14 protein-coding genes and 1 pseudogene are annotated in these 21,553 nt (G+C 70.1%); 2 read left to right on the forward strand and 13 right to left on the reverse strand.

Annotated features, from left to right (window positions below; translation table 11 throughout):
* Positions 1 to 4: 4 nt before the first annotated feature.
* The 13 genes and pseudogenes from nuoL to GA0111570_RS04980 all read right to left on the reverse strand — a co-directional run bounded on the left by nuoL (position 5) and on the right by GA0111570_RS04980 (position 14,265).
* Positions 5 to 1,912, reverse strand: coding sequence for an NADH-quinone oxidoreductase subunit L (nuoL, locus tag GA0111570_RS04920; protein WP_092607238.1), 1,908 nt, complete (start codon positions 1,910 to 1,912; stop codon positions 5 to 7).
* Positions 1,913 to 1,922: 10 nt separating this feature from the next.
* A complete protein-coding gene (nuoK, locus tag GA0111570_RS04925; protein ID WP_092607241.1) occupies positions 1,923 to 2,222 on the reverse strand; it encodes an NADH-quinone oxidoreductase subunit NuoK in 300 nt (99 codons plus the stop codon).
* Positions 2,219 to 3,118, reverse strand: coding sequence for an NADH-quinone oxidoreductase subunit J (locus GA0111570_RS04930; protein WP_092607244.1), 900 nt, complete (start codon positions 3,116 to 3,118; stop codon positions 2,219 to 2,221). The genes nuoK and GA0111570_RS04930 overlap by 4 nt, the downstream gene beginning before the upstream one ends.
* Before the next feature lie 218 nt (positions 3,119 to 3,336).
* Positions 3,337 to 3,861, reverse strand: a pseudogene (gene nuoI, locus GA0111570_RS04935) (NADH-quinone oxidoreductase subunit NuoI); the annotation flags it as partial.
* A gap of 2 nt (positions 3,862 to 3,863) precedes the next feature.
* Positions 3,864 to 5,216 carry an NADH-quinone oxidoreductase subunit NuoH gene (nuoH, locus tag GA0111570_RS04940; RefSeq protein WP_092607247.1) on the reverse strand — a complete coding sequence of 451 codons (1,353 nt, stop codon included), beginning with the start codon at positions 5,214 to 5,216 and terminating at the stop codon, positions 3,864 to 3,866.
* Entirely contained in the window at positions 5,213 to 7,639 is a 2,427-nt protein-coding gene (locus GA0111570_RS04945) for an NADH-quinone oxidoreductase subunit G (protein WP_217634055.1), read from the reverse strand. Before GA0111570_RS04945 ends, nuoH begins: the two co-directional genes overlap by 4 nt.
* Positions 7,640 to 7,776: 137 nt before the next feature.
* Positions 7,777 to 9,108: an NADH-quinone oxidoreductase subunit NuoF gene (gene nuoF, locus GA0111570_RS04950; RefSeq protein WP_092607253.1), complete on the reverse strand. Its 1,332-nt coding sequence runs from the start codon at positions 9,106 to 9,108 to the stop codon at positions 7,777 to 7,779.
* Complete coding sequence (nuoE, locus tag GA0111570_RS04955) at positions 9,105 to 9,845, reverse strand: NADH-quinone oxidoreductase subunit NuoE (protein WP_092607256.1); 741 nt, start codon at positions 9,843 to 9,845, stop codon at positions 9,105 to 9,107. The genes nuoF and nuoE overlap by 4 nt, the downstream gene beginning before the upstream one ends.
* On the reverse strand, positions 9,842 to 11,224 hold the full coding sequence (locus GA0111570_RS04960; protein WP_092607259.1) for an NADH-quinone oxidoreductase subunit D: 1,383 nt from the start codon (positions 11,222 to 11,224) through the stop codon (positions 9,842 to 9,844). The genes nuoE and GA0111570_RS04960 overlap by 4 nt, the downstream gene beginning before the upstream one ends.
* Positions 11,221 to 11,928, reverse strand: a complete 708-nt coding sequence (locus GA0111570_RS04965) for an NADH-quinone oxidoreductase subunit C (protein ID WP_092607262.1) — start codon at positions 11,926 to 11,928, stop codon at positions 11,221 to 11,223. The genes GA0111570_RS04960 and GA0111570_RS04965 overlap by 4 nt, the downstream gene beginning before the upstream one ends.
* Positions 11,925 to 12,479, reverse strand: coding sequence for a NuoB/complex I 20 kDa subunit family protein (locus GA0111570_RS04970; RefSeq protein ID WP_092607265.1), 555 nt, complete (start codon positions 12,477 to 12,479; stop codon positions 11,925 to 11,927). Before GA0111570_RS04970 ends, GA0111570_RS04965 begins: the two co-directional genes overlap by 4 nt.
* 45 nt (positions 12,480 to 12,524) lie before the next feature.
* Positions 12,525 to 12,887, reverse strand: coding sequence for an NADH-quinone oxidoreductase subunit A (locus GA0111570_RS04975; protein ID WP_092607268.1), 363 nt, complete (start codon positions 12,885 to 12,887; stop codon positions 12,525 to 12,527).
* Positions 12,888 to 12,963: 76 nt separating this feature from the next.
* Positions 12,964 to 14,265 carry a geranylgeranyl reductase family protein gene (locus GA0111570_RS04980; protein ID WP_092607271.1) on the reverse strand — a complete coding sequence of 434 codons (1,302 nt, stop codon included), beginning with the start codon at positions 14,263 to 14,265 and terminating at the stop codon, positions 12,964 to 12,966.
* Positions 14,266 to 14,570: 305 nt separating this feature from the next.
* Here GA0111570_RS04980 and GA0111570_RS04985 point away from each other — a divergent pair, with 305 nt between their 5' ends.
* The gene (locus GA0111570_RS04985; RefSeq protein WP_092607274.1) at positions 14,571 to 20,117 is read left to right on the forward strand and encodes an ATP-binding protein; all 5,547 of its coding nucleotides are present in this window, start codon (positions 14,571 to 14,573) and stop codon (positions 20,115 to 20,117) included.
* Between the two features lie 118 nt (positions 20,118 to 20,235).
* Positions 20,236 to 21,549 carry an isochorismate synthase gene (locus GA0111570_RS04990; RefSeq protein ID WP_092607277.1) on the forward strand — a complete coding sequence of 438 codons (1,314 nt, stop codon included), beginning with the start codon at positions 20,236 to 20,238 and terminating at the stop codon, positions 21,547 to 21,549.
* The last annotated feature ends 4 nt before the right edge of the window (positions 21,550 to 21,553 follow it).

Here is a 21,553-nt window from a genome sequence, read left to right on the forward strand (position 1 = left end):
CCCGTCAGGCCAGACGGCCCAGGATCAGCACGACGCCGATGAGGACGGAACCCGCCACCATCGTCAGCGCATACGAACGGACATAGCCGGTCTCGCCCCGCTTGAAGAGCTGGCCGAGCTGCCCGAAGGCGGTCCCGGTGCCGTTCGCGACAGCATCGATGGCGTGGTCGTCAACGGCCTGCACCGCGGTCACCACGCCGTTGCCGGTGTTGGTGAAGGCAGCCAGGTTGAAGGCGTCCCCGTACAGGTCATTGCGGCCGATCTGCGTCATCAGCGACACGTTCATCGGCGCGACGTCCGGGACGTCCTCGCGGTACAGCCACCAGCCGAGGGCGACGCCCAAGGCCACGACGGCCATGGTCAGCCCGCCGATCGCGGTGATGTGGAGCAGCCCGGTGGTTTCGACCTCACCGTTGACGGCGGGCGCGAGCCAGCCGCCGATCCAGTTGTTCATCAGCAGGCCACCGATGACCGAGAGGATCGCCAGCACCGCGAGCGGTATCCACATCACGGCGGGCGACTCGTGCGGGTGCTGCTCCTCGCGCCAGCGCTTCTCGCCGAAGAACGTCATCATCATCAGGCGCGTCATGTAGAAGCCGGTGACACCGGCGCCCAGCAGGGCGAGCACGCCGACCACGATGTTGTGCTGGAAGGCGGCCTCGATGATGTGGTCCTTGGAGTAGAAGCCGGCGAAGAACGGGAACCCGATGATGGCCAGGTAGCCCATCGCGAAGGTCAGGAACGTCAGCCGCATCGGACGGGCCAGGGCCCCGTAGTGGCGCATGTCCACGTCGTCGTTCATCGCGTGCATCACCGAGCCTGCGCCGAGGAACATGTTGGCCTTGAAGAAGCCGTGCGTGAGCAGGTGGAAGATCGCAAAGGCGTAGCCCACCGGACCGATACCGGCGGCGAGCATCATGTAGCCGATCTGCGACATGGTCGAGCCGGCGAGCACCTTCTTGATGTCGTCCTTCGCCGAACCGATCCAGGCACCGGCGAGGAGCGTGACGGTGCCGACGATGACCACCAGGGTCGAGGCGACCTCGGACATGGCGTAGACCTCGCCGGACCGGACGACCAGGTAGACACCGGCGGTGACCATCGTGGCCGCGTGGATCAGGGCGGACACCGGGGTCGGGCCCTCCATGGCGTCCAGCAGCCAGGCCTGCAGCGGGACCTGGGCGGACTTGGCGCAGGCGCCGATCAGCAGCAGGATCCCCAGGAGCGTGGCGACCGTCGAGGTCATCTTCGGGGCGCCGGCGTTGACCACGTCGAAGGACGTGGAGCCGAACAGGGCCAGCATCAGGATCAGGGCGATCGACATCGCGACGTCACCGACGCGGTTCATCACGAACGCCTTCTTCGCTGCCCTGGCCGCGCTGGGCCGCTCCTGCCAGAAGCCGATCAGCAGGTACGAGGACAGGCCGACGCCTTCCCAGCCGAGGAACAGCAGCAGGTAGTTGTCGGCCAGGACCAGGATCAGCATCGCCGTGATGAACAGGTTCAGGAAGGCGAAGAACTTGCGCCGGTTCGGGTCGTGGGCCATGTAGCCGATCGAGTAGACGTGGATCAGCGAACCGACCCCCGTGATCAGCATCGCGAACAGGATCGACAGCTGGTCGATCCGCAACCCGAAGGAGGCGGTCCACATGCTGGTGGTGATCCAGTCGTAGAGCGGCGCGCTGACGACACGCTCGCCGGTCGGGCGCAGCAGCATCTCGGCGAACAGGCAGACGGCGATCGCGAAGGACCAGATCGGCATCAGGGTGGCGAACAGGTGCCCCCAGCGGTTGGAGGCCTTGCCCAGTACGAGGAGCAGCAGGGCGCCCAGTGCGGGCGCGGCGATCATCGTCCACCCCCAGGTGAACATCCCTTGCGCGGGCACCGCGGAGGCCAGTTCAAGCGGAATCATCGGGCGCCCCTCAGAACTTCAGCAGGTTGGCATCGTCGACCGAGGTCGACCGACGCGTACGGAAAATGGCCACGATGATCGCGAGTCCCACGACGACCTCACAGGCGGCGACGACCATCACGAAGAGCGCGCCGATCTGGCCGTCCAATACCCCCCAGTAGTTGGAGAAGGTGATCAGCAGCAGGTTGGCGGCGTTCAGCATCAGCTCGACCGACATGAAGGCGACGATCGCGTTCCGCCGCAGCATCACCCCCGAGGCGCCGATGATGAACAGCATCGCCGCCAGGATGATGTAGTGGTTCGGGGTCATCGCTCCTCATCTCCCTTGTGGGCAAGGTCCTCGGGATCCTTCACACCGGTGCTGCCCTGCGGCAGCTGGGCGCGGGTGGCACGGGCCTCGTCGATGGTGCGTCCGCCGACCGCGTCGGTCGCGTCCGGGTCGATGGCGGCGAGGGTCTCGCGGGTCGCGTCGGCCAGGTGCTCGCCCTGCAGCATGACGCCACGGGCCTTGAGCGTGCGCGAGACCGACGGCTCGGCGACCGAGCCGTCCGGCAGCAGTGCCGGGGCATCGATGCTGTTGTGCCGGGCGAAGACGCCCGAACCGGGCAGGCCGCCGGGGTGGGCGCCCGTGCGGGCGTACTCCTTCATGCGGTCACGAGCGATGTCCGCCTGGGTCCGCCGCGGGGTCGTACGCTGGCGGTTGGCCAGCACCATCGCCCCGATGGTGGCGATCAGCAGCAGCGCGGCGGCAGCCTCGAACACGAGCACGTACCGGTTGAACAGCAACCAGGCGATGCCCTGGACGTTGCCACTGGCGTTCGGCTCCGCGAGGCCCTTCCCGGGATCGGTCCCGGCCGAACCGATGCCGGCGATGAGCATCACCGCCAGGGCGAGTACCGCCAGGCCGACCAGCACGCGCTGGTGCTTGATCGTCTCTACGATGGAGTCCGAGGAGCTCACGCCGACCAGCATGATGACGAACAGGAACAGCATCATGACCGCGCCGGTGTAGACGATGATCTGCACGGCGAACAGGAACGGCGCGTCCAGGGCGGCGTACTGCACGGCGAGTCCGACCATCACGAAGGCCGTGAAGAGGGCGGAGTGGACCGGCCTGCGCGACAACACCAGCCCCAGCGCGGCCAGGACCATCAGCGGTGCGAACAGCCAGAAGGCCAGTTCCGACCCGAGTGCGAGGGGGATCATCGTTCGGCTCCCTTGTCCGTCGTCGACGCGCCGTCTGCCGGGCCGAGGGCCCGGGAGTCGTCCCCGGCCTCGAGTGCGTGCTCGGACGGCATGGAGTAGTCCGGGTGGAACTGCTTGCGCATCTCCTTGCGCACCTCGGATCCGGAACGGATCCAGGGGGTGCCGACCGGGCGCTGCTGGGACTCGTCCACGTGGGTGTCCTGGTGCCCCTCGGGCATCCGGGTGTCGGGCAGGCCCGTGTCGGGCAGGCCCAGGAAGTAGGTCTTCTCGTCGTCACCGAGACGGCGCGGGTGGGGCGGCTGCTCCATCCCCGGCTGCAGCGGCGCCAGCAGGCGGTCCTTCTCCCAGATCATCGCCTCGCGAGAGGTGTCGGCGATCTCGAAGTCGTTCAGCATGGTCAGCGCCCGGGTCGGGCAGGCCTCGATGCAGAAGCCGCACAGGATGCACCGCAGGTAGTTGATCTGGTAGACGCGGCCGTAGCGCTCCCCCGGGGAGTAGCGCTCCTCCTCGGTGTTGTCCGCGCCCTCGACGTAGATCGCGTCGGCGGGGCAGGCCCAGGCGCACAGCTCGCAGCCGACGCACTTCTCCAGTCCGTCCGGCCAGCGATTGAGCTGGTGCCGCCCGTGGTAGCGCGGCATCACCATCGCCGGCCGCTCGGGGTACATGCGCGTCTGGTCACCCTTGACCTGTGTCTTGCGGAACAGGGTGCTGAACGTCACCCCGAAGCCTGCAACAGGATTCACCATCAGGAATCAGCCCTTCGGTCGGTGTCGGACGTTTCGGTCAGCGCGGAACGCTGCGGTTCGTCGGCGGCGGAGACCACCACGTCGATCAGGCCGGGGACCTGCTGGTCCCCGATCGGCGGGACGGGGTAGCCGCCCGCGAACGGGTCGAAGGCTGCCGGGTCCGGCTCCTGCTCCGGTTCGACCTTCGGCCCGGTGAACAGCAGGAGGGCAATCAGGACGGCGGCGACCACGACCGCTCCGATCAGGAAGGAGCGGTTGCCGATCCAGCCCTCGGCCGCGCCGACGCGGAAGACGGCCACGAGCATGGTCCAGACCAGGGCGATCGGGATCAGCCACTTCCAGCCCAGGCGCATCAGCTGGTCGTAGCGGATCCGGGGCACGGTGGCCCGGACCCAGATGAACAGGAACATGAACAAGTAGGCCTTGAGCAGGAACCAGACCGGTCCCAGCCAGGGGTTGTGCAGGGCCTGGATGTTGTTGAACGGCCAGATCGGCAGGTAGCCGCCCATGAAGAGGGTCGTGGCGACGCACGAGACCATGAACATGTTGATGTACTCGGACAGGAAGAACAGGGCGTACGTCATGCCGGAGTACTCGGTCATGTAGCCCGAGCCCAGCTCGCCCTCGGCCTCGGGGAGGTCGAACGGCTGGCGGTTCGTCTCGGCGAACATCGAGATGACGTAGATCAGGAACGAAGGGATCAGGAGCAGGAAGTACCAGCCCATCGACCCCTGCCACTGGCTGGCGCCGAACTGCAGCGGCGCGGCCTGGGCCTGGACGATCTCGCTGGTCGACATCGTTCCCGCGTACAGGAAGACGGTCACCAGCGACAGGCCCATCGCGATCTCGTAGGAGATCATCGAGGCCGTGGAACGGATGCCACCGAGCAGGGAGTACGGCGAGGAGGAGGCCCAACCGGCCAGCACGACGCCGTACACGCCGACCGCGGTCAGGGCGAGGTAGAGCAGCACGGCCACCGGGGAGTCGACCAACTGGAGCTGCGTCTGGTGCCCGAACATCGTGACGGTGCCACCGAAGGGCACCAGCGAGAAGGTGCCGAAGGCGACGATGGTCATGATGACCGGTGCCAGCTTGAAGATGAACCTGTCGGCCTTGGCCGGGATCAGGTCCTCCTTGAACAGGAGCTTCAGGCCATCGCCGAGGGCCTGGACCAGGCCGAAGGGTCCGGCGAAGTTCGGGCCGATGCGCTGCTGCATCCGACCCAGCGTGCGGCGCTCGAGCCACACGTTGAAGATCGTCGCGAGCAGGATGAACACGAACCAGATGATGACCTTGATGATCACCAGCCACACGGGGTCGTGACCGAACAGGGACAGGTCGAGCGGGATCATGCCACGCCTCCAGTCGAGTCGTCGGTGGCGGTGGCCTGCGCCGGGGCGAGCCCGACGACGTCACCTGCCACCAGTCCCAGGTGCTCCGCGACCGACGGGCCGGGGGCGTTGCGGGGTGTCCAGACCACGCCGTCGACCATGGTGTCGTCGACGACCAGGGGGAAGGCGAGCTGCCCGCGGTCGGTCCGGAGCACGACGGCGTCACCGTCGAGCCCGGCCCAGGCCGCCGTTGCCGGGGAGATCCGCGCCACCGGCGTCGGGGCCGTGAGCGCCAGCAGCGGCTCCCCGTCCTGGCCACGGCCGGCATCCAGCAGGGTGCGCCAGGTGGCGAGCACCACGTCGCGCTCACCGACCTGCTCGACGGTCTCGTACGACTCGGTCGGGGCGTCGGCCCGGGGACCCTCCCACCGTCCGAGCTGGTCGATCTCCGCCTTCGCCGCGGCGGCGTCCCGCACCCCGAGGTCGACGCCGAGGGCGTCGGCCAGGGCCACCAGGACCCGCAGGTCGTCCACCAGCGTGTGCGGCCGGACCACCTGGTGGACGGGGCGCTCGCGCCCCTCCCAGTCCAGGAAGGTGCCGTTGCGCTCCTCGAACAGGCTGACCGGGAAGACCACGTCGGCCCGCTCGGTCACCTCGGAGAGGCGCTGCTCGATGCTGATCACGAAGCCGGCCTCCTCCAGGCCGCGGCGGGCGTCCGCCGGGTCGCGGAAGTCGGTGGGCTCGATGCCGCCGACGACCAGCGCCTTGAGCGTGCCGTCCGCGGCGGCGCCGAGGATGGCGTCCGCGTCCAGTCCCGGCTCGGTGGGCAGGTGCTCCACGTCCCAGGCTGCCTGCACGTCGATCCGTGCGGACGGGTCCTCGACGAGGCGTCCGCCCGGCAGCAGGTTGGGCAGCAGGCCCGCCTCGACGGCGGCACGATCGCCGGCGCGACGCGGGATCCAGGCGACCCGGGCCTGCTTGCGCTCGGCGAGCCGCAGGACCGCGGTCAGGGTGCCGAGGCTGGCCCCGGCCCGCTCCCCCACCAGGATGATGCCGTTCGACCCGAGGTCCAGGTCGTCGTCGATGCCCTCGATCCGACGCGCCTCGCCCCCGGGGGCGGTGGGCACCAGGGTGGCACCGAGCTTGCGGGAGCCGTTGCTGAGGAACGGCGCGACGGTCCAGACGCGCAGGTGCTTCTTGCGCCAGGCCTTGCGCAGGCGCAGGAACACGATCGGCGACTCGTCCTCGGGTTCCAGGTCGACCAGGAGCACGCCGGAGGCCTTCTCCAGGTCCTTGTACGTGACCGAGTCCGCCACCGTGGTGCCGGCGACCGCGTGGGCGAGGAAGCCTGCCTCCTCCAGGGTGTGCGGACGGGAGCGGAAGTCCACGTTGTTCGTGCCGAGCACGACCCGGGCGAACTTCGACCAGGCGTACGAGTCCTCCCAGGTCAGCCGGCCGCCGGGCAGCAGGCCGACCGCACCGCCGGCGGCGCGCAGTCCGTCCACGGCGACGTTGACGGCCTCGGGCCAGGACGCCGGCCGCAGCACGCCGTCCTCGCGGACCAGCGGGTGGGTCAGTCGGTCGGTGCCGCGCCCGGACACGAAGGCGAAGCGGCCCTTGTCGCAGTTCCACTCCTCGTTCACGTCCGGGTCGTCCCCGGCATAGCGACGCATCACGTCGTTGTGGCGGTGGTCGACGCGGAGCTCACAACCGGCGGCGCAGTGCTCGCAGGTGGTGGTCGTGGAGACCAGGTCGAAGGGGCGGGCACGGAACCGGTAGGCGGTGCTGGTCAGGGCACCGACCGGGCAGATCTGGATCACGTTGCCGGAGAAGTAGGAGTTGAAGGGCTCCCCGTCGTGGATCGCGACCTGCTCCACGGCCCCGCGCTCGGCCAGCTCGATCAGCGGGTCGCCAGCGATCTCGTCGGCGAACCTGGTGCAGCGCGAACACAGCACGCAGCGCTCACGGTCCAGGAGGATCTCGGCGGAGAGCGGGATCGGCTTGGGGTAGGTGCGCTTCACGTCGGAGTAGCGGGTGTCCCCGTTGCCGACCGCCATCGCCTGGTTCTGCAGCGGGCACTCCCCGCCCTTGTCGCAGATCGGGCAGTCGAGCGGGTGGTTGATCAGCAGGAACTCGTTGATGCCGTTCTGCGCCTTGGCCGCCACCGGCGAGGTGGCCTGGGTCCTGATGACCTGGCCGGGCATCACCGCGGTGGTGCAGGAGGCCTGCGGCTTGGGCATCGGGCGGCCGCGCCCGTCGTCGGTGATCTCGACCAGGCACTGGCGGCAGGCGCCCACCGGGTCGAGCAGCGGGTGGTCGCAGAAGCGCGGGACCGGCTTGCCGATCATCTCGGCGGCCCGGATGATCATCGTGCCCTTGGGCACCTTGACCTCGATGCCGTCGATCGTCACCGAGACCAGGGTGGCCGGGTCGGCCTCGGCGATCTGGCGCGACAGCGGGTTGCGGTTCAGGGCCAGCGCCGCATCGGGGGTGTTGGTGTTCGCTCCCCCCGCTGCCAGCGCGCCGGCCTGGGGGTCGGCGGCGGGCGTGGCGAGCGCCTGGGCTTCCTTCGTCGTCTCACTCATGCGGTGGCTCCGCTCTCAGCGACGGCGCCGGCGCGGTACCAGGCGGTCGTCTTCTCGTACGGGAACAGTTCCCAGGCGGGCGTGTGCAGGCCCGCTTCGAACTCGGGCCGGAAGTAGTTGACCATCGACTTCACGATCGTCGCCGTACCGTCGGCCAGGGCGCAGAAGGACCGGCCCGCGATGTTGTCGGACAGGTCGAGCAGCTTGTCGATGTCGCCCGGCTCGCCCTTGCCCGCCTCGAGCCGCGCGAGCAGCTGGACCAGCCACCACGAGCCCTCCCGGCAGGGGGTGCACTTGCCGCACGACTCGTGCTTGTAGAACTCCACGTAGCGCAGGCAGGCCCGCACCGCGGAGGTTGTCTCGTCGAAGCACTGGAGCGCCTTGGTACCCAGGCCGGTGCCGACCTTGGCCGGCCCGTCGTAGTCGAGCGGCACGTCCAGGTGCTCGTCGGTGAGGATGCCGAGGGAGGAGCCGCCGGGGGTCCAGAACTTCAGCTGGTGCCCGTGGCGGATGCCGCCGGCCATGTCGAGCAGCTGGCGCAGGGTGATCCCCATCGGGGCCTCGAACTGGCCGGGGTTGGCGACGTGCCCGGAGAGCGAGTAGAGCGTCATACCGCGGGAGTTCTCGGTGCCCATCGAGGTGAACCAGTCGACCCCGTTGCTGATGATCGACGGCACTGTGGCGATCGTCTCGACGTTGTTGATCACCGTCGGCGAGGCGTAGAGGCCGGCAACCGCGGGGAACGGCGGCTTGAGACGCGGTTGCCCGCGGCGACCCTCCAGGGAGTCCAGCAGTGCCGTCTCCTCACCGCAGATGTAGGCGCCCGCACCTGCGTGCACCGTCACCTCCAGGTCGAAGTCGGTGCCGAGGATGCCCTTGCCGAGGTAGCCGGCGGAGTAGGCCTCGCGCACCGCCTGCTGCATCCGGCGGATGACGTGCAGGACCTCACCGCGGATGTAGATGAACGCGTGGTGGCAGCCCACGGCGTACGAGCTGATGATCACGCCCTCGAGCAGCGTGTGCGGGGAGGCCATCACCAGCGGGATGTCCTTGCAGGTGCCGGGCTCGGACTCGTCGCAGTTGACGACCAGGTAGACCGGGTTGGGGTTGTCCTTGGGCAGGAAGCTCCACTTCACGCCGGCCGGGAAGCCCGCGCCGCCGCGGCCGCGCAGGTTCGCGTTCTTGACCTGGCCGATGATGTCGGCCGGGGCCTTGCCGAGGGCGGTCCGCAGGGCCTGGTAGCCGCCGCGCCGCTCGTAGTTGCTGAGCTTCCAGGCCCGCTCGTCGCCCCAGTTGGCACTGAGGACCGGGGTCAGGGTGTCGGTCACTTGCCCTCCTCCTGGCTCGGAGCCGGCACATCGGCCGGATCAGGTGCACGCCAGCCGTTGCGCTCGGCGAGCTTGAGTCCGAGCAGCGACTGGGTACCGGCAGCGGGGCCCTCGTCGGCCCGCCCGTCCGGGAAGCCGGCCAGGACCCGCTCCGCCTCCCGCCACGAGGTGATCGTGGCCCCACGCGGGGACACCACGACCTCGTCGCTGCGCAGGCGATCCACCAGCTCGATCGCCTTCTTGGGGGTCATCGTGTCGAAGAACTCCCAGTTGACCATCACCACCGGGGCGTAGTCGCACGCCGCGTTGCACTCGACGCGCTCGAAGGTGATCGCCCCGTCCTCGGAGGTCTCGTCGTTGCCCACGCCGAGGTGCTGCTCGAGGGCGGCGGCGATCTCGTCACCGCCCAGGATCGCGCACAGCGAGGTGGTGCAGACGCCGACGTGGTGCCTGCCCATCGGCTTGCGCTTGTACATGGTGTAGAAGGTCGCGACGCCGTTCACCTCGGCCGGGGTGATGTCGAGGATGCGCGCGCAGATCTCGATCGCCGCCGGGGTGACCCGTCCCTCCACGCTCTGCACCAGGTGCAGCATCGGCAGCAGGGCCGAACGCTTCTCCGGGTACCGCGCAGCGAGTTCCTCCAGCTCGGCGATGGTCGAGGCATCGATCCGGGTGCCCGCGGGGTCGTCGGGACCGACGCCTCCGGTGTTGTCGAAATGGGTCCTGAAACCGCTCATCGGTCGACGCCTCCCATGACGGGGTCGAGGCTGGCACCCGCGACGGAGACGTCGGACAGCATGCCGCCGATGACCATCGCAGGGTAGGCCTGAAGGTTGACGAAGCTGGGGTCACGGAAGTGTGCCCGGTAGGGGCGGGTGCCGCCGTCGGAGACGACGTGGGCACCCAGCTCGCCCTTGGGGCTCTCGACCGGGACGTACGCCTGGCCCGGCGGGACCTGGAAGCCCTCGGTGACCAGCTTGAAGTGGTGGATCAGCGCTTCCATCGACTCGCCCATGATGTGGCGGATGTGCTCGTTGGAGTTGCCCTGGCCATCCGGCCCGACGGTCAGCTGGGCCGGCAGCGCGATCTTCGGGTCGTTGACCATCACCCGCTGGCCGTCCATCTTCTCCAGCCGGTCGATGGCCTGGTCGACGATCCGCAGTGCCTGGAACATCTCGTCGCGGCGGACCACGTAACGGGCGTACGAGTCGCAGCCGTCATCGGTGATGACGTCGAAGTCGTAGGTCTCGTAGCCGCAGTACGGCTGCTTCCTGCGCAGGTCCCAGTCGATCCCGGTGGCGCGCAGCGGCGGGCCGGTGACGCCGAGGGCGACGCAGCCGGTGAGGTCGAGGTAGCCGATGCCGTTGTCGAGCCGGGCCCGGAAGATCGGGTTGTCGTCACACAGTCCGCCGATCTCCGGCAGGTGCGTGTGCAGCCAGGCGGACATCTCCCGCAGCTTCGGGATGGCGCCGGCAGGCAGGTCGTTCGCGACGCCGCCGGGACGGATGAAGCCGTGGTTCATCCGCAGGCCGGTGATCATCTCGAGCATGTCGAAGATGACCTCGCGCTCGCGGAAGGCCACCGTCATCACGGTGGTCGCGCCCATCTCGTTGCCGGTCGTACCGATCGCGACGAGGTGGTTGACGATGCGGTTCATCTCCATCAGCAGCACGCGCATCGTGGTGGCCTTCTCGGGGATGTCGTCCTCGATCCCGAGCAGGCGCTCGACGCCGAGGGAGTACGACACCTCCTGGAAGAAGGGCGTCAGGTAGTCCATCCGGGTGCACAGCGTGACGCCCTGGGCCCAGGTGCGGTACTCCATCGACTTCTCGATGCCGGTGTGCAGGTAGCCGATGCCGATCCGGGCATCGGTGACCGTCTCGCCGTCGAGCTCGAGGAGGACCCGGAGTACGCCGTGCGTGGACGGGTGCTGCGGGCCCATGTTGACCACGATCGTCTCGTCACCACGCTCGGCCTGGGCCTCGACGATGTCGTCCCAGTCACCGCCGTCGGCGTAGTAGACGTTGCCTACCTCGGGGTCGCCGGCCTGCCGGTAGGGATCGTCCTGGGTGGTGGTGTCGTCGAGGATGTCCTCGTCGTGGAATTCGGTGCTCATGAGTTGTAGTCCCTCCGCTCGTGGACCGGGGAGTTCGTGGCGCCGTGGAACTCCACGGGGATGCCGCCCAACGGGTAGTCCTTGCGCTGGGGGTGACCGGGCCAGTCGTCCGGCATCTCGATCCGGGTCAGCGCGGGGTGGCCGTCGAAGATGATGCCGAAGAAGTCGTACGTCTCCCGCTCGTGCCAGTCGGCCGTCGGGTAGGTCGCCACGACGGACGGGATGTGCGGATCCGCATCGGGGCAGGTGACCTCGAGCCGGATCCGGCGGTTGTGGGTCATCGACAGCAGGTGGTAGACCGCGTGCAGTTCGGCACCCCGATCGGTCGGGTAGTGCACGCCCGACACCGACGGGCAGGACTCGAACCGCAGCATCGGGTCGTCGCGCAGCACGCGGGCGACCTCGGCCAGGTGGGCGCGGTCGATGAACAGGGTGATCTCGCCCCGGTCGACCACCACCGAGCTGATCGCCTCGTCGGGGTCACCGACCAGCCCGCGCAGGCGGTCGACGAAGCCGTCGTACCACCCGCCGTACGGCCGACGGCTGGCCTGGGGCATCTCGACGTACCAGGTCATGTCGTTGTAGCCGGACACGTCGGAGGTGGTCGAGGCGTGGAACAGGCCCTGGCGGACGTCCAGGACGCGGCGCTCCTGCTCCTGTCCCTGGCCGTCCTCGGGGACGACGGGAATGCTGGCGTCGGTCATCGCAGCAGGCCCTTCTGCTCGGTGAGGGAGGAGGCGACGAGCTGGCGCGCCTCGCGGGCGATGGCCGCATCACGCTCGTCGGCACCGATGGGGGCGTTCTGCACGATCGTGCGCAGCTTCATGATCCCGTCGATCAGCATCTCGGGGCGCGGCGGACAGCCCGGCACGTACACGTCCACGGGGACGATGTGGTCGACGCCCTGCACCAGCGCGTAGTTGTTGAACATGCCGCCGGACGAGGCGCACACACCCATCGACAGCACCCGCTTCGGCTCGGCCATCTGGTCGTAGATCTGGCGGACCACGGGGGCGAACTTCTGGCTCACCCGGCCCGCCACGATCATCAGGTCGGCCTGGCGCGGCGAGGCGCGGAAGACCTCCTGGCCCCAGCGTCCCGCGTCGTGCGGGGTCGCGCCGAACGACATCATCTCGATGGCGCAGCAGGCCAGGCCGAAGGTCGCCGGCCAGAAGGACGCCTTGCGCGCCCACCCGAAAAGCTGTTCCGCAGTGGTCAGCAGGACCCCTTGCGGGATCTTGTCCTCGAGTCCCATATCAGCACCTCACGTTTCCGCTGTCGACGTACGAACCGGCTGCTGTCAGTCCCACTCCAGACCCCCGCGCCGCCACTCGTAGATGTAGGCCAGGAAGACCAGGCCGATGAAGATGAGCATCTGGACCAGGGCGAAGCTGCCCATCCCCGGCGCGCCGAGGGAGGTGGCCCAGGGGTAGAGGAAGACGACCTCGATGTCGAAGACGATGAAGAGCATCGCGGTGATGTAGTACTTCACCGGGAACCGGCCACCGCCGGTGGGTTGGGGGGTCGGCTCGATCCCGCACTCGTACGAATCGGACTTCGTCCGGTTGTACCGGGTTGGTCCGATGATCGCCGACACCAGGGCGACGACCGCCATGATGGCGCCCATCACCAACATCAGGATCAACGGCAGGTACATGTTCATCGCCAGGTCCTTCCCTGTGCCGTGGTCATCCTCGCAAGCCTCTCTGACATCCCTGCCCCGTCCGTGCTGAGCGTACTCAGACCGAGGGGGCGATCCGCACGAGGGTGTTGATCACCCGGTCGAACGCGTCCCCGTCGCGCTGGTCGGTGAGCCCTGCGAGCAGTTTGTGCACCAGTTTCATCAGCGTCCGGCGCGGCAGTCCGTACCGGACGGCGATCCGCATCACCGTGGGGTGGCCGATCAGCTGCGCGAAGACGGCACCCAGCCGGTAGTACTTGCCCAGCTCGTCCTGCATCAGCACCGGGTAGCCGCGCAGCGCTCGCTCCGCCGAGCCGGTGCCGAAGCCGCGGGCCTTCGCGTCGGCGATCACACCGGCCGCGACCCGGCCGGCCTGCAGCGCCGAGTCGATCCCCTCGCCGTTGAAGGGGTTGACCATGCCACCGGCGTCGCCGACCAGCAGCAGGCCGTCCTTGTAGTGCGGCTTGCGGTTGAACGCCATCGGCAGGGCCATGCCCTTGATCGGCACCTGCAGGTTCTCCGGCCGGAACCCCCACTCCTCCGGGGTGTTCTCCAGCCAGGTCCGCATCATCTGCCGGTAGTCGGTCTTCGCGAAGGCCGGTGAGGTGTTCAGCATGCCCAGGCCGACGTTGACGGACCCGTCCCCCATCGGGAAGGCCCAGCCGTAGCCCGGCAGCAGTTGCGAGGCGCCCGGGGCGCCGTCCCACAGCTCGAGCCAGGACTCCATGTACTCGCCGTCGTGCCGCGGCGAAGTGACGTACGAGCGCACGGCCACACCCATCGGGCGCTTCTCGTCACGGCGGATCCCCATGCCGAGAGACAGCCGGGAGGAGTTGCCGTCCGCGGCGACCACGACCGGGGCGTGGAACGTCCGGCCGTCCTTGGTGCGCACGCCGGTGATCCGTCCGGACGATGCGTCCAGCACGGGGTCAGTGACGTGGGCCCCCTCGTAGAGGTGGGCGCCCTGGGCCTCGGCGTGCCGGGCCAGCAGTTCGTCCAGCTCCGTACGGCGCCGCGTCATGCCGTAGGCGGGGAAGTCCGCCAGGTCGGGCCAGTCCATCGTGAACGGGCGGCCGTTGCCGCCGTAGACGCGCAGCCCCTTGTTGTGCACCCAGCCGGCCTCCTCGGAGGTGTCGATGCCGAGGCGTACGAGCTCCTTGACCGCCCGCGGGGTGAGTCCGTCACCGCAGATCTTGTCCCGGGGGAAGGTGTGCTTCTCCAGCAGGGCAACGTCCAGGCCGAGGGCCGCGAGGTGGGCCGCGGTGGCCGATCCGCCCGGACCCGCTCCGACCACTACCGCGTCGACGGAGACAGATCCTCCCCCGGTGGTACTGGTTGCCGCATCGGTGGCGCGAGACATCCACTCTCCTGTGGCTCGAGATCCTCTGCAGCCCACGGACGCCGGGGCTGGCTGGCCCCTGCAGTCTACGACTCCCTCCGTTGCACGGCGAAACCTTGGACACCGCATCCCCCCTAGCCAGAGCAACAATGGCTGATCGATTACGGGAAGGGATCCGTGGCGTTATTCAATCGTGACCGCTCTTTCCGGGGAGATGGACCCCACCATGGTGCCGTTCCGCCTCCATCGAGACCTACAACATCCGGGACCCGGCCTTGTAGGTGGTCCGCAGGACAGGAACGCCCCAAGCATGGAAATGTCGAGGGGTGCCAACCATTTCTCGCATCGCCATCGTCAATCGCGGAGAGGCCGCCATGCGGCTCATCCATGCCGTACGCGACCTGAATGCCCAGCGGACCTCCGCCGGACAGGCCCCGATCCGTACGATCGCCCTGTCCACCGACGTCGACGCCGGAGCGGCCTTCGTCCGCGAGGCCGATGAGAATTACCGCATCGGCGCGGCTGCCGATCGCCCCTACCTCGACCTGGCGGTCCTCGAACGGGCCCTGGACGAGACTCGGGCCGACGCGGTCTGGGTCGGCTGGGGCTTCGTCGCGGAGGACCCTGCCTTCGCCGACCTCTGCGAGCGGCGGGGCATCACCTTCATCGGACCGAGCGCCGAGGCCATGCGCAAGCTCGGCGACAAGATCGGCTCCAAGCTGATCGCCGAGGAGGCCGGCGTCCCGGTCGCCCCTTGGAGCCGCGGCCCGGTCGACACGCTGGAACAGGCGCTGGCGGTGTCCGAGCAGGTCGGCTACCCGCTGATGCTGAAGGCGACCGCCGGCGGCGGTGGCCGCGGCATCCGCAAGGTCACCGGCCCGGAAGACCTGGTCGAGGCCTACCAGCGCACCCGCGACGAGGCCATGCGCTCGTTCGGCAGTGGCGTGGTGTTCCTGGAGAAGCTGATCACCGGCGCCCGCCACATCGAGGTGCAGCTGATCGCCGACGGCCAGGGCAGCGCCTGGGCCGTGGGCGTCCGCGACTGCTCGGTGCAGCGCCGCAACCAGAAGGTGATCGAGGAGTCGGCCTCCCCGCTGCTCGAGCCGGAACAGTCCGAGCAGCTCAAGGCCTCGGCCGAGCGCCTCGCGCTGGCCGTCGGCTACTGCGGCGCCGCCACCGTCGAGTTCCTCTACCACCCCCAGACCCGTACGTTCGCCTTCCTGGAGGTGAACACCCGCCTGCAGGTGGAGCACCCGGTCACCGAGTTGGTCACCGGCCTGGACCTGGTCGCCCTGCAGATCCAGGTCGCCTCCGGGATCCCGCTCGCCGGGCCGCGTCCGGTCGAGCACGGGCACGCGATCGAGGCCCGGCTCAACGCCGAGGACGCGGATCGCTCCTTCTCCCCCTCCCCGGGCCGGATCGTCCGGCTGGAGTTCCCTGCCGGCCCCGGGGTCCGGGTCGACACCGGCGTCACCGAGGGCGACACCATCCCGGCCGACTTCGACTCGATGGTCGCCAAGATCATCGCGTACGGCTCGAACCGCAACGAGGCGATCGCACGGCTGCAGCGCGCCATGCTCGAGACCACCGTCGTCATCGACGGCGGCGTGACCAACAAGAGTTTCGTCCTGGAGCTCCTGGACCGGCCCGAGGTCACCCGTGGCGAGCCCGCCTGGGCCGACACCGGCTGGATCGACCGTACGATGGCCGACGGCGGCCTGGTCACCGACCGGCACGCCGGCATCGCCCTGGTGGCTGCGGCGATCCAGAGCTACACCGAGGAGGAGCAGGCCGAGATCGGCCACCTCCTCACCACCGCCCGCGGCGGACGCCCCCAGCTCCACCACGAGTCCATCCGCGCCGTCGAGCTGAAGCTGCGCGGCGTGCGCTACGCGGTCACGGTGGCCCGGACCAGCCACGACCGCCACCTGGTCAGCATCAGCGACCCCGCGGCGGACCCCGCGGCCCCGGACGTGTCCGTCGTCGCGCGACTGGACCGGATCGACGGGGTGCGCGCCCGGCTGGTCATCGGTGACCACGACTACCGCCTGGTCACCGCCGCCAGCGGGACGACCCAGCTGGTCGAGGTGAACGGTGTCGCCCACCGGATCACCCGCGACGAGGGCGGCATGATGCGCTCCCCCACGCCGGCCCTGGTGGTCGGCACGCCGGTCCCGGTCGGCACCGAGGTCGCCGCGGGCGCCACCGTGGTGGTGCTGGAGGCGATGAAGATGGAGATGGCCGTCACCGCCCCGGTCGCCGGGCGGGTCAAGGAGCTCTTCGTACGCGTCGGCACCCAGGTGGCCACCGGCGAGCCGCTCGCCCAGCTGGAGCCGACCGGTGACCCGAACGCCGCCGCGGAGCAGGTCGCCGGCAAGGCACTGGCCTGGCCGGCCGACGAGGTCGCCGACCTCGACGCCGCCGGACGGGCGGCCCATGCCCTCCAGGTGCTGCGCGCCCTGCTGCTCGGCTACGACATCGCCCCCGGCCGCGTCGGCGCCCTGCTCTCCGACTACCTGGCCGGCCGGGACGCCCTGGCCGCCTCCGGGGTCGACGTCCTGGCCCAGGAGATCGGCCTGGTCACGGTCTTCACGGACCTGGCCGAGCTGACCCGCAACCGCCCGGCCGACGAGGAACTGCGCACCGAACTGCGGGTGCACAGCGCCCGCGAGTACTTCCACACCTACCTGCGCACCCTCGACCCGGAGCGCGGCGGCCTGCCCACCCACTTCCGGGACAAGCTGCTGCGCGTCCTGGGACACTACGGTGTCACCGACCTGGAGCGCGGCCCGGAGCTGGAGGAGGCGGTCTTCCGGATCTTCCTCACCCTGCACAACAGCGCCGACGTCGACGTCATGGTCGGTGTGCTGCAGCGCTGGCTCGGCCTGCCGCTGCCGGTCGCGGAGGCCGACGCCCCGGCCGCCCGCGCCCTGCTGGAGCGGGTCATCCGCGCCACCCAGCGCCGCTTCCCGGTCGTCGCCGACCTGGCCCGCTCGGTCCGCTTCGGCTGGTTCGACCAGCCGATCGTCGACGCGGAGCGCACCAAGGTCCTGTCCGGCGTGGCCGAAGAGGTCGCGGCCCTGGCCGATCCCACCGCCACCGACCGGCAGCAGCGGATCGAGGCCCTGGCCGCCATCCCCGAGCCGCTGGCAGACTTCCTCCGCGACCGGCTCGCGGCCGGGACACCGGAGCACGAGCCGCTGCTCGAGGTGCTGGTCCGGCAGAACTACCTCGACTACGGCCTCGCCGACCTGGCCGTCGTCCAGCACGACGTCCCAGGTACCGACCGGCACCGCCCGGTCGTCCGCGCCGAGTTCGACAGCAGCCGGCACGGCACGACCCGGATCGTGTCCACCGTGGGCGACATCGCCGAACTGGCCCCCGGCGGGGCGATCGATGCGCTGGTCTCGTCCGAGCTGGCCACCGACCACGGCTCGGTGGCCGAGCTCTACCTGCGCTGGCCCCAGCCGCCGGCCGACCAGGACCAGGTCTCCGCCGAGATCGCCCGCCTGCTCACCGGCCAGCCCTTCGTCGGCGCCTGCCGCCGGGTCTCCGTCGCGGTCTGCCCCGAGGGCGACCGGCCGGTCGACTACTACACCTTCCAGCACTCCCCCGAGGACCGGGAGGTCCTGGTCGAGGACCGGCTGGTCCGGGGCATGCACCCGCTGGTCGGACGGCGCCTCAACCTGTGGCGGCTGCGCGAGTTCGACGTCACCCGGATCGACGTCCCCGGCGACGTCCTGCTCTACGAGTGCGTCGCCCGGTCCAACCCCTCGGACCGACGGCTGGTGGCGGCTGCCCAGGTGCGCCAGCTCGCGGTGGTCCGCGACGAGGAGGGCCGGATCGTCGGCCTGCCGCATGCCGAGCGCGCGGTGGAGAACTGCCTCGAGGTGATCCGCCGGGCACGTACCGCCCGCGGCAAGGCCGGCTCCCAGCTGGCGATGAACCACGTCTGGGTGACCGTCTGGCCCGCGCTGCGGGGTGACCTGGAGCAGGTCGCCGCCCTGCGGGACAAGATCACCCCGCTCAGTGACGGCAACGGCATCGAGGAGGTCCTGGCCCAGGGTCGGGTGGTCGACCAGCGCGGCGACCTGCACCCGGTCGCGATCCGCTTCCGCGCCCGGCCCCACGGCGGCACCGCCGCAGACCTGATCGATCCGCCGACCGAGCCGCTGGCGCCCCTGGACGACTACGCCACCAAGGTGAAGCGCGCCCAGCGGCGCGGTCTGGTCTACCCGTACGAGCTGGCCTCGGTCCTCACCCGGGGCGGCTCCCTGGTCGAGTACGACCTCGACGAGAACGGCGTGCTGGGGCCGGTGGAACGTCCCCGCGGACGCAACACCGCCGGCATGATCGTCGCCCTGGTCAGTACCCCGACCGAGCTGTACCCGGAGGGGGTCCGCCGCGTCGTGCTGTGCGGTGACCCGACCAAGTCGCTCGGCGCCCTGTCCGAGCCGGAGTGCGTCCGGGTGATCGCAGCCCTCGACCTGGCCGAGGAGCTGGGCCTGCCGCTGGAGTGGTACGCGGTGTCCTCCGGGGCGCGGGTGTCGATGACCAGCGGCACCGAGAACATGGACTGGGTCGCCGAGGCGCTGAAGCGGATCGTCGAGTTCACCCAGGACGGTGGCGAGATCAACGTCGTCGTGGCCGGCATCAACGTCGGCGCCCAGCCGTACTGGAACGCCGAGGCCACGATGCTGATGCACACCAAGGGCATCCTGGTGATGACCCCGGACAGCGCCATGGTGCTGACCGGCAAGCAGGCGCTGGACTTCTCCGGTGGTGTCTCGGCCGAGGACAACTTCGGCATCGGTGGCTACGACCGGGTGATGGGCCCGAACGGGCAGGCGCAGTACTGGGCGGCGGACCTGGCCGGGGCGCTGGACATCGTGCTGGCGCACTACGAGTACAGCTACATCGCGCCGGGCGAGCCCGGACCGCGCCGGGCACCGACGACGGACCCGGCTGACCGCGACGTGTCCCCGTTCCCGCACCCGAACGGCGACTTCCACACGGTCGGGGAGATCTTCTCCGCCGATCACAACCCCGACCGCAAGCGGCCCTTCGACATCCGTACGGTGATGCGCGCCGTCGCCGACGCCGACCACCCGATGCTGGAGCGCTGGGCGGGGATGGCCGACGCGGAGACCGCAGTGGTCACCGACACCCGGATCAATGGGCACGCGGTGTCCCTGATCGGGATCGAGTCCACGCCGGTTCCGCGACAGGGCTTCCCGCCCACCGACGGCCCGGACACCTACACCGCCGGCACGCTGTTCCCGCGCTCGTCCAAGAAGGTGGCTCGGGCCCTCAACGCGGCCTCCGGCCACCGGCCGGTGGTGGTACTGGCGAACCTGTCCGGCTTCGACGGGTCGCCGGAGTCGATGCGCAACCTCCAGTTGGAGTACGGCGCGGAGATCGGCCGGGCGATCGTCAACTTCGACGGCCCGATCGTGTTCTGCGTCATCTCCCGCTACCACGGTGGCGCGTTCGTGGTGTTCTCCAAGCGGCTCAACCCGAGCCTGACCGTGCTGGCGGTGGAGGGCTCGTACGCCTCGGTGCTCGGTGGTGCGCCGGCCGCAGCGGTCGTCTTCGCCTCCGAGGTCGGCAAGCGGGTCGCCGCCGACCCGCGGGTGGTCGAACTGGAGAAGCGGATCGCGACCAGCCCGGAGGACCGGCGCGGTGCGCTGGCCGTCCAGCTGGCCGACCTGAACGCGGTGGTGCGGGCCGAGAAGATCTCCGAGCTGGCGTCCGAGTTCGACGCCGTGCACAGCATCCACCGCGCGGTGGAGGTCGGATCGGTGGACGAGGTGATCGCGGCCGCCGACATCCGGCCCCGGATCATCGCCGCGATCGAGCGCGGTCTGGCCTGATCGACCGGGCGGTGCGCCGGTGCGCGGACGGGGACACGCCCCGCTCCCGCACCGGGCACCGCCCGCGGCCGTTCGCCCGGGGCCGACCCCCGGCCGGAACGGCTAGAGTGCGGGGGTGATGCAGCCAGCCTCGCTCCCGACGGTCCCTCGCCTCCGCTCGGTCACGACGATGATCGACGACCCCGGTCCCCTGCGGGACCTGCTGCCCGAGGCCGGTGCCTGCGCCTGGTTCCACCGCGATGACGGGATGATCGGGCTGGGCGAGGCCGCTCGCTGCGAAGTGACCTCGCTGGCCGAGGCCAACGCCTGGTGGAAGGCCGTGGCCACCGCGCTGGACGACGGGTCCGCGCAGGATCCGCTGCCCTCAGGGGTCGGCTCGCTCGCCTTCGGGACGTTCGTCTTCGACGACACCAACACCACCCGTACGTCCGTCCTGGTGGTTCCCAGCATCGTGGTCGGCAGCCGGGAGGGCCGGCACTGGATGACCCGGGTCGGGCCGGCCGACGCGCCGCTGCCCGAGCCGGTGCTGCCGGTACCCACCACCACCCCGCAGGGGCCCGGTGCGGTGTCCTGGTCGGACGGCGCGATGTCCGGACCGGACTGGGAGGAGGTGGTCGCGGGCGCCGTGGAGCGGATCGCCCAGGGGCGCCTGGAGAAGGTCGTGCTCGCGCGCAACGTGATCGCCACCACCCAGGCCCCCATCGACCCGCGCTGGCTGCTGGGCCGTCTCTCCCCGCGCTACCCGCGGTGCTGGACCTTCTGGGTCGACGACATGGTCGGCGCGACCCCCGAGATGCTGGTCCGGGTCGACCAGGGCCTGGTCACCTCCCGGGTGCTCGCCGGGACGATCTGGCGCGGCGCGCTGGGACCCAAGCGACGCTCCCCCGGCGAGACGGGCGGCCGGGGCGTCGAGGACACCTTCTCCTCCACCGCCATCGCGGAGGTGCTGAGCCAGTCGGAGAAGAACCTGGGCGAGCACCAGCTCGCCGTGGAGTCCGTGGCCCGGGCGCTGGCCCCGCACTCGACCAGCATGAACGTGCCCGAGACGCCGTACGTGCTCGAGCTGCCCAACGTGATGCACCTGGCCACCGACGTGAACGCCGTCGTCCGGCCCGGCACCACCGCGCTGGCCCTGGCCGCCGCCCTGCACCCCAGCGCGGCCGTCTGTGGCACCCCGACCGACGTGGCCCGCGCGACCATCGCCGAGATCGAGGGGATGGACCGGGGCCGCTACTCCGGCCCGGTCGGGTGGATCGACAGCCACGGGAACGGGGAGTGGGCGATCGGCCTGCGCTGCGGGCGACTGCAGCCCGACGGCCGCTCGATCGAGATCTTCGCGGGCTGCGGGATCGTGGCCGACTCCGTGCCGGCCACCGAGCTGGCCGAGTCCAACGCCAAGCTCGTCCCCATGCGGGACGCCCTGGAGGGCTGACCGG

Source organism: Raineyella antarctica (assembly GCF_900092135.1).
Lineage (GTDB): Bacteria > Actinomycetota > Actinomycetes > Propionibacteriales > Propionibacteriaceae > Raineyella > Raineyella antarctica.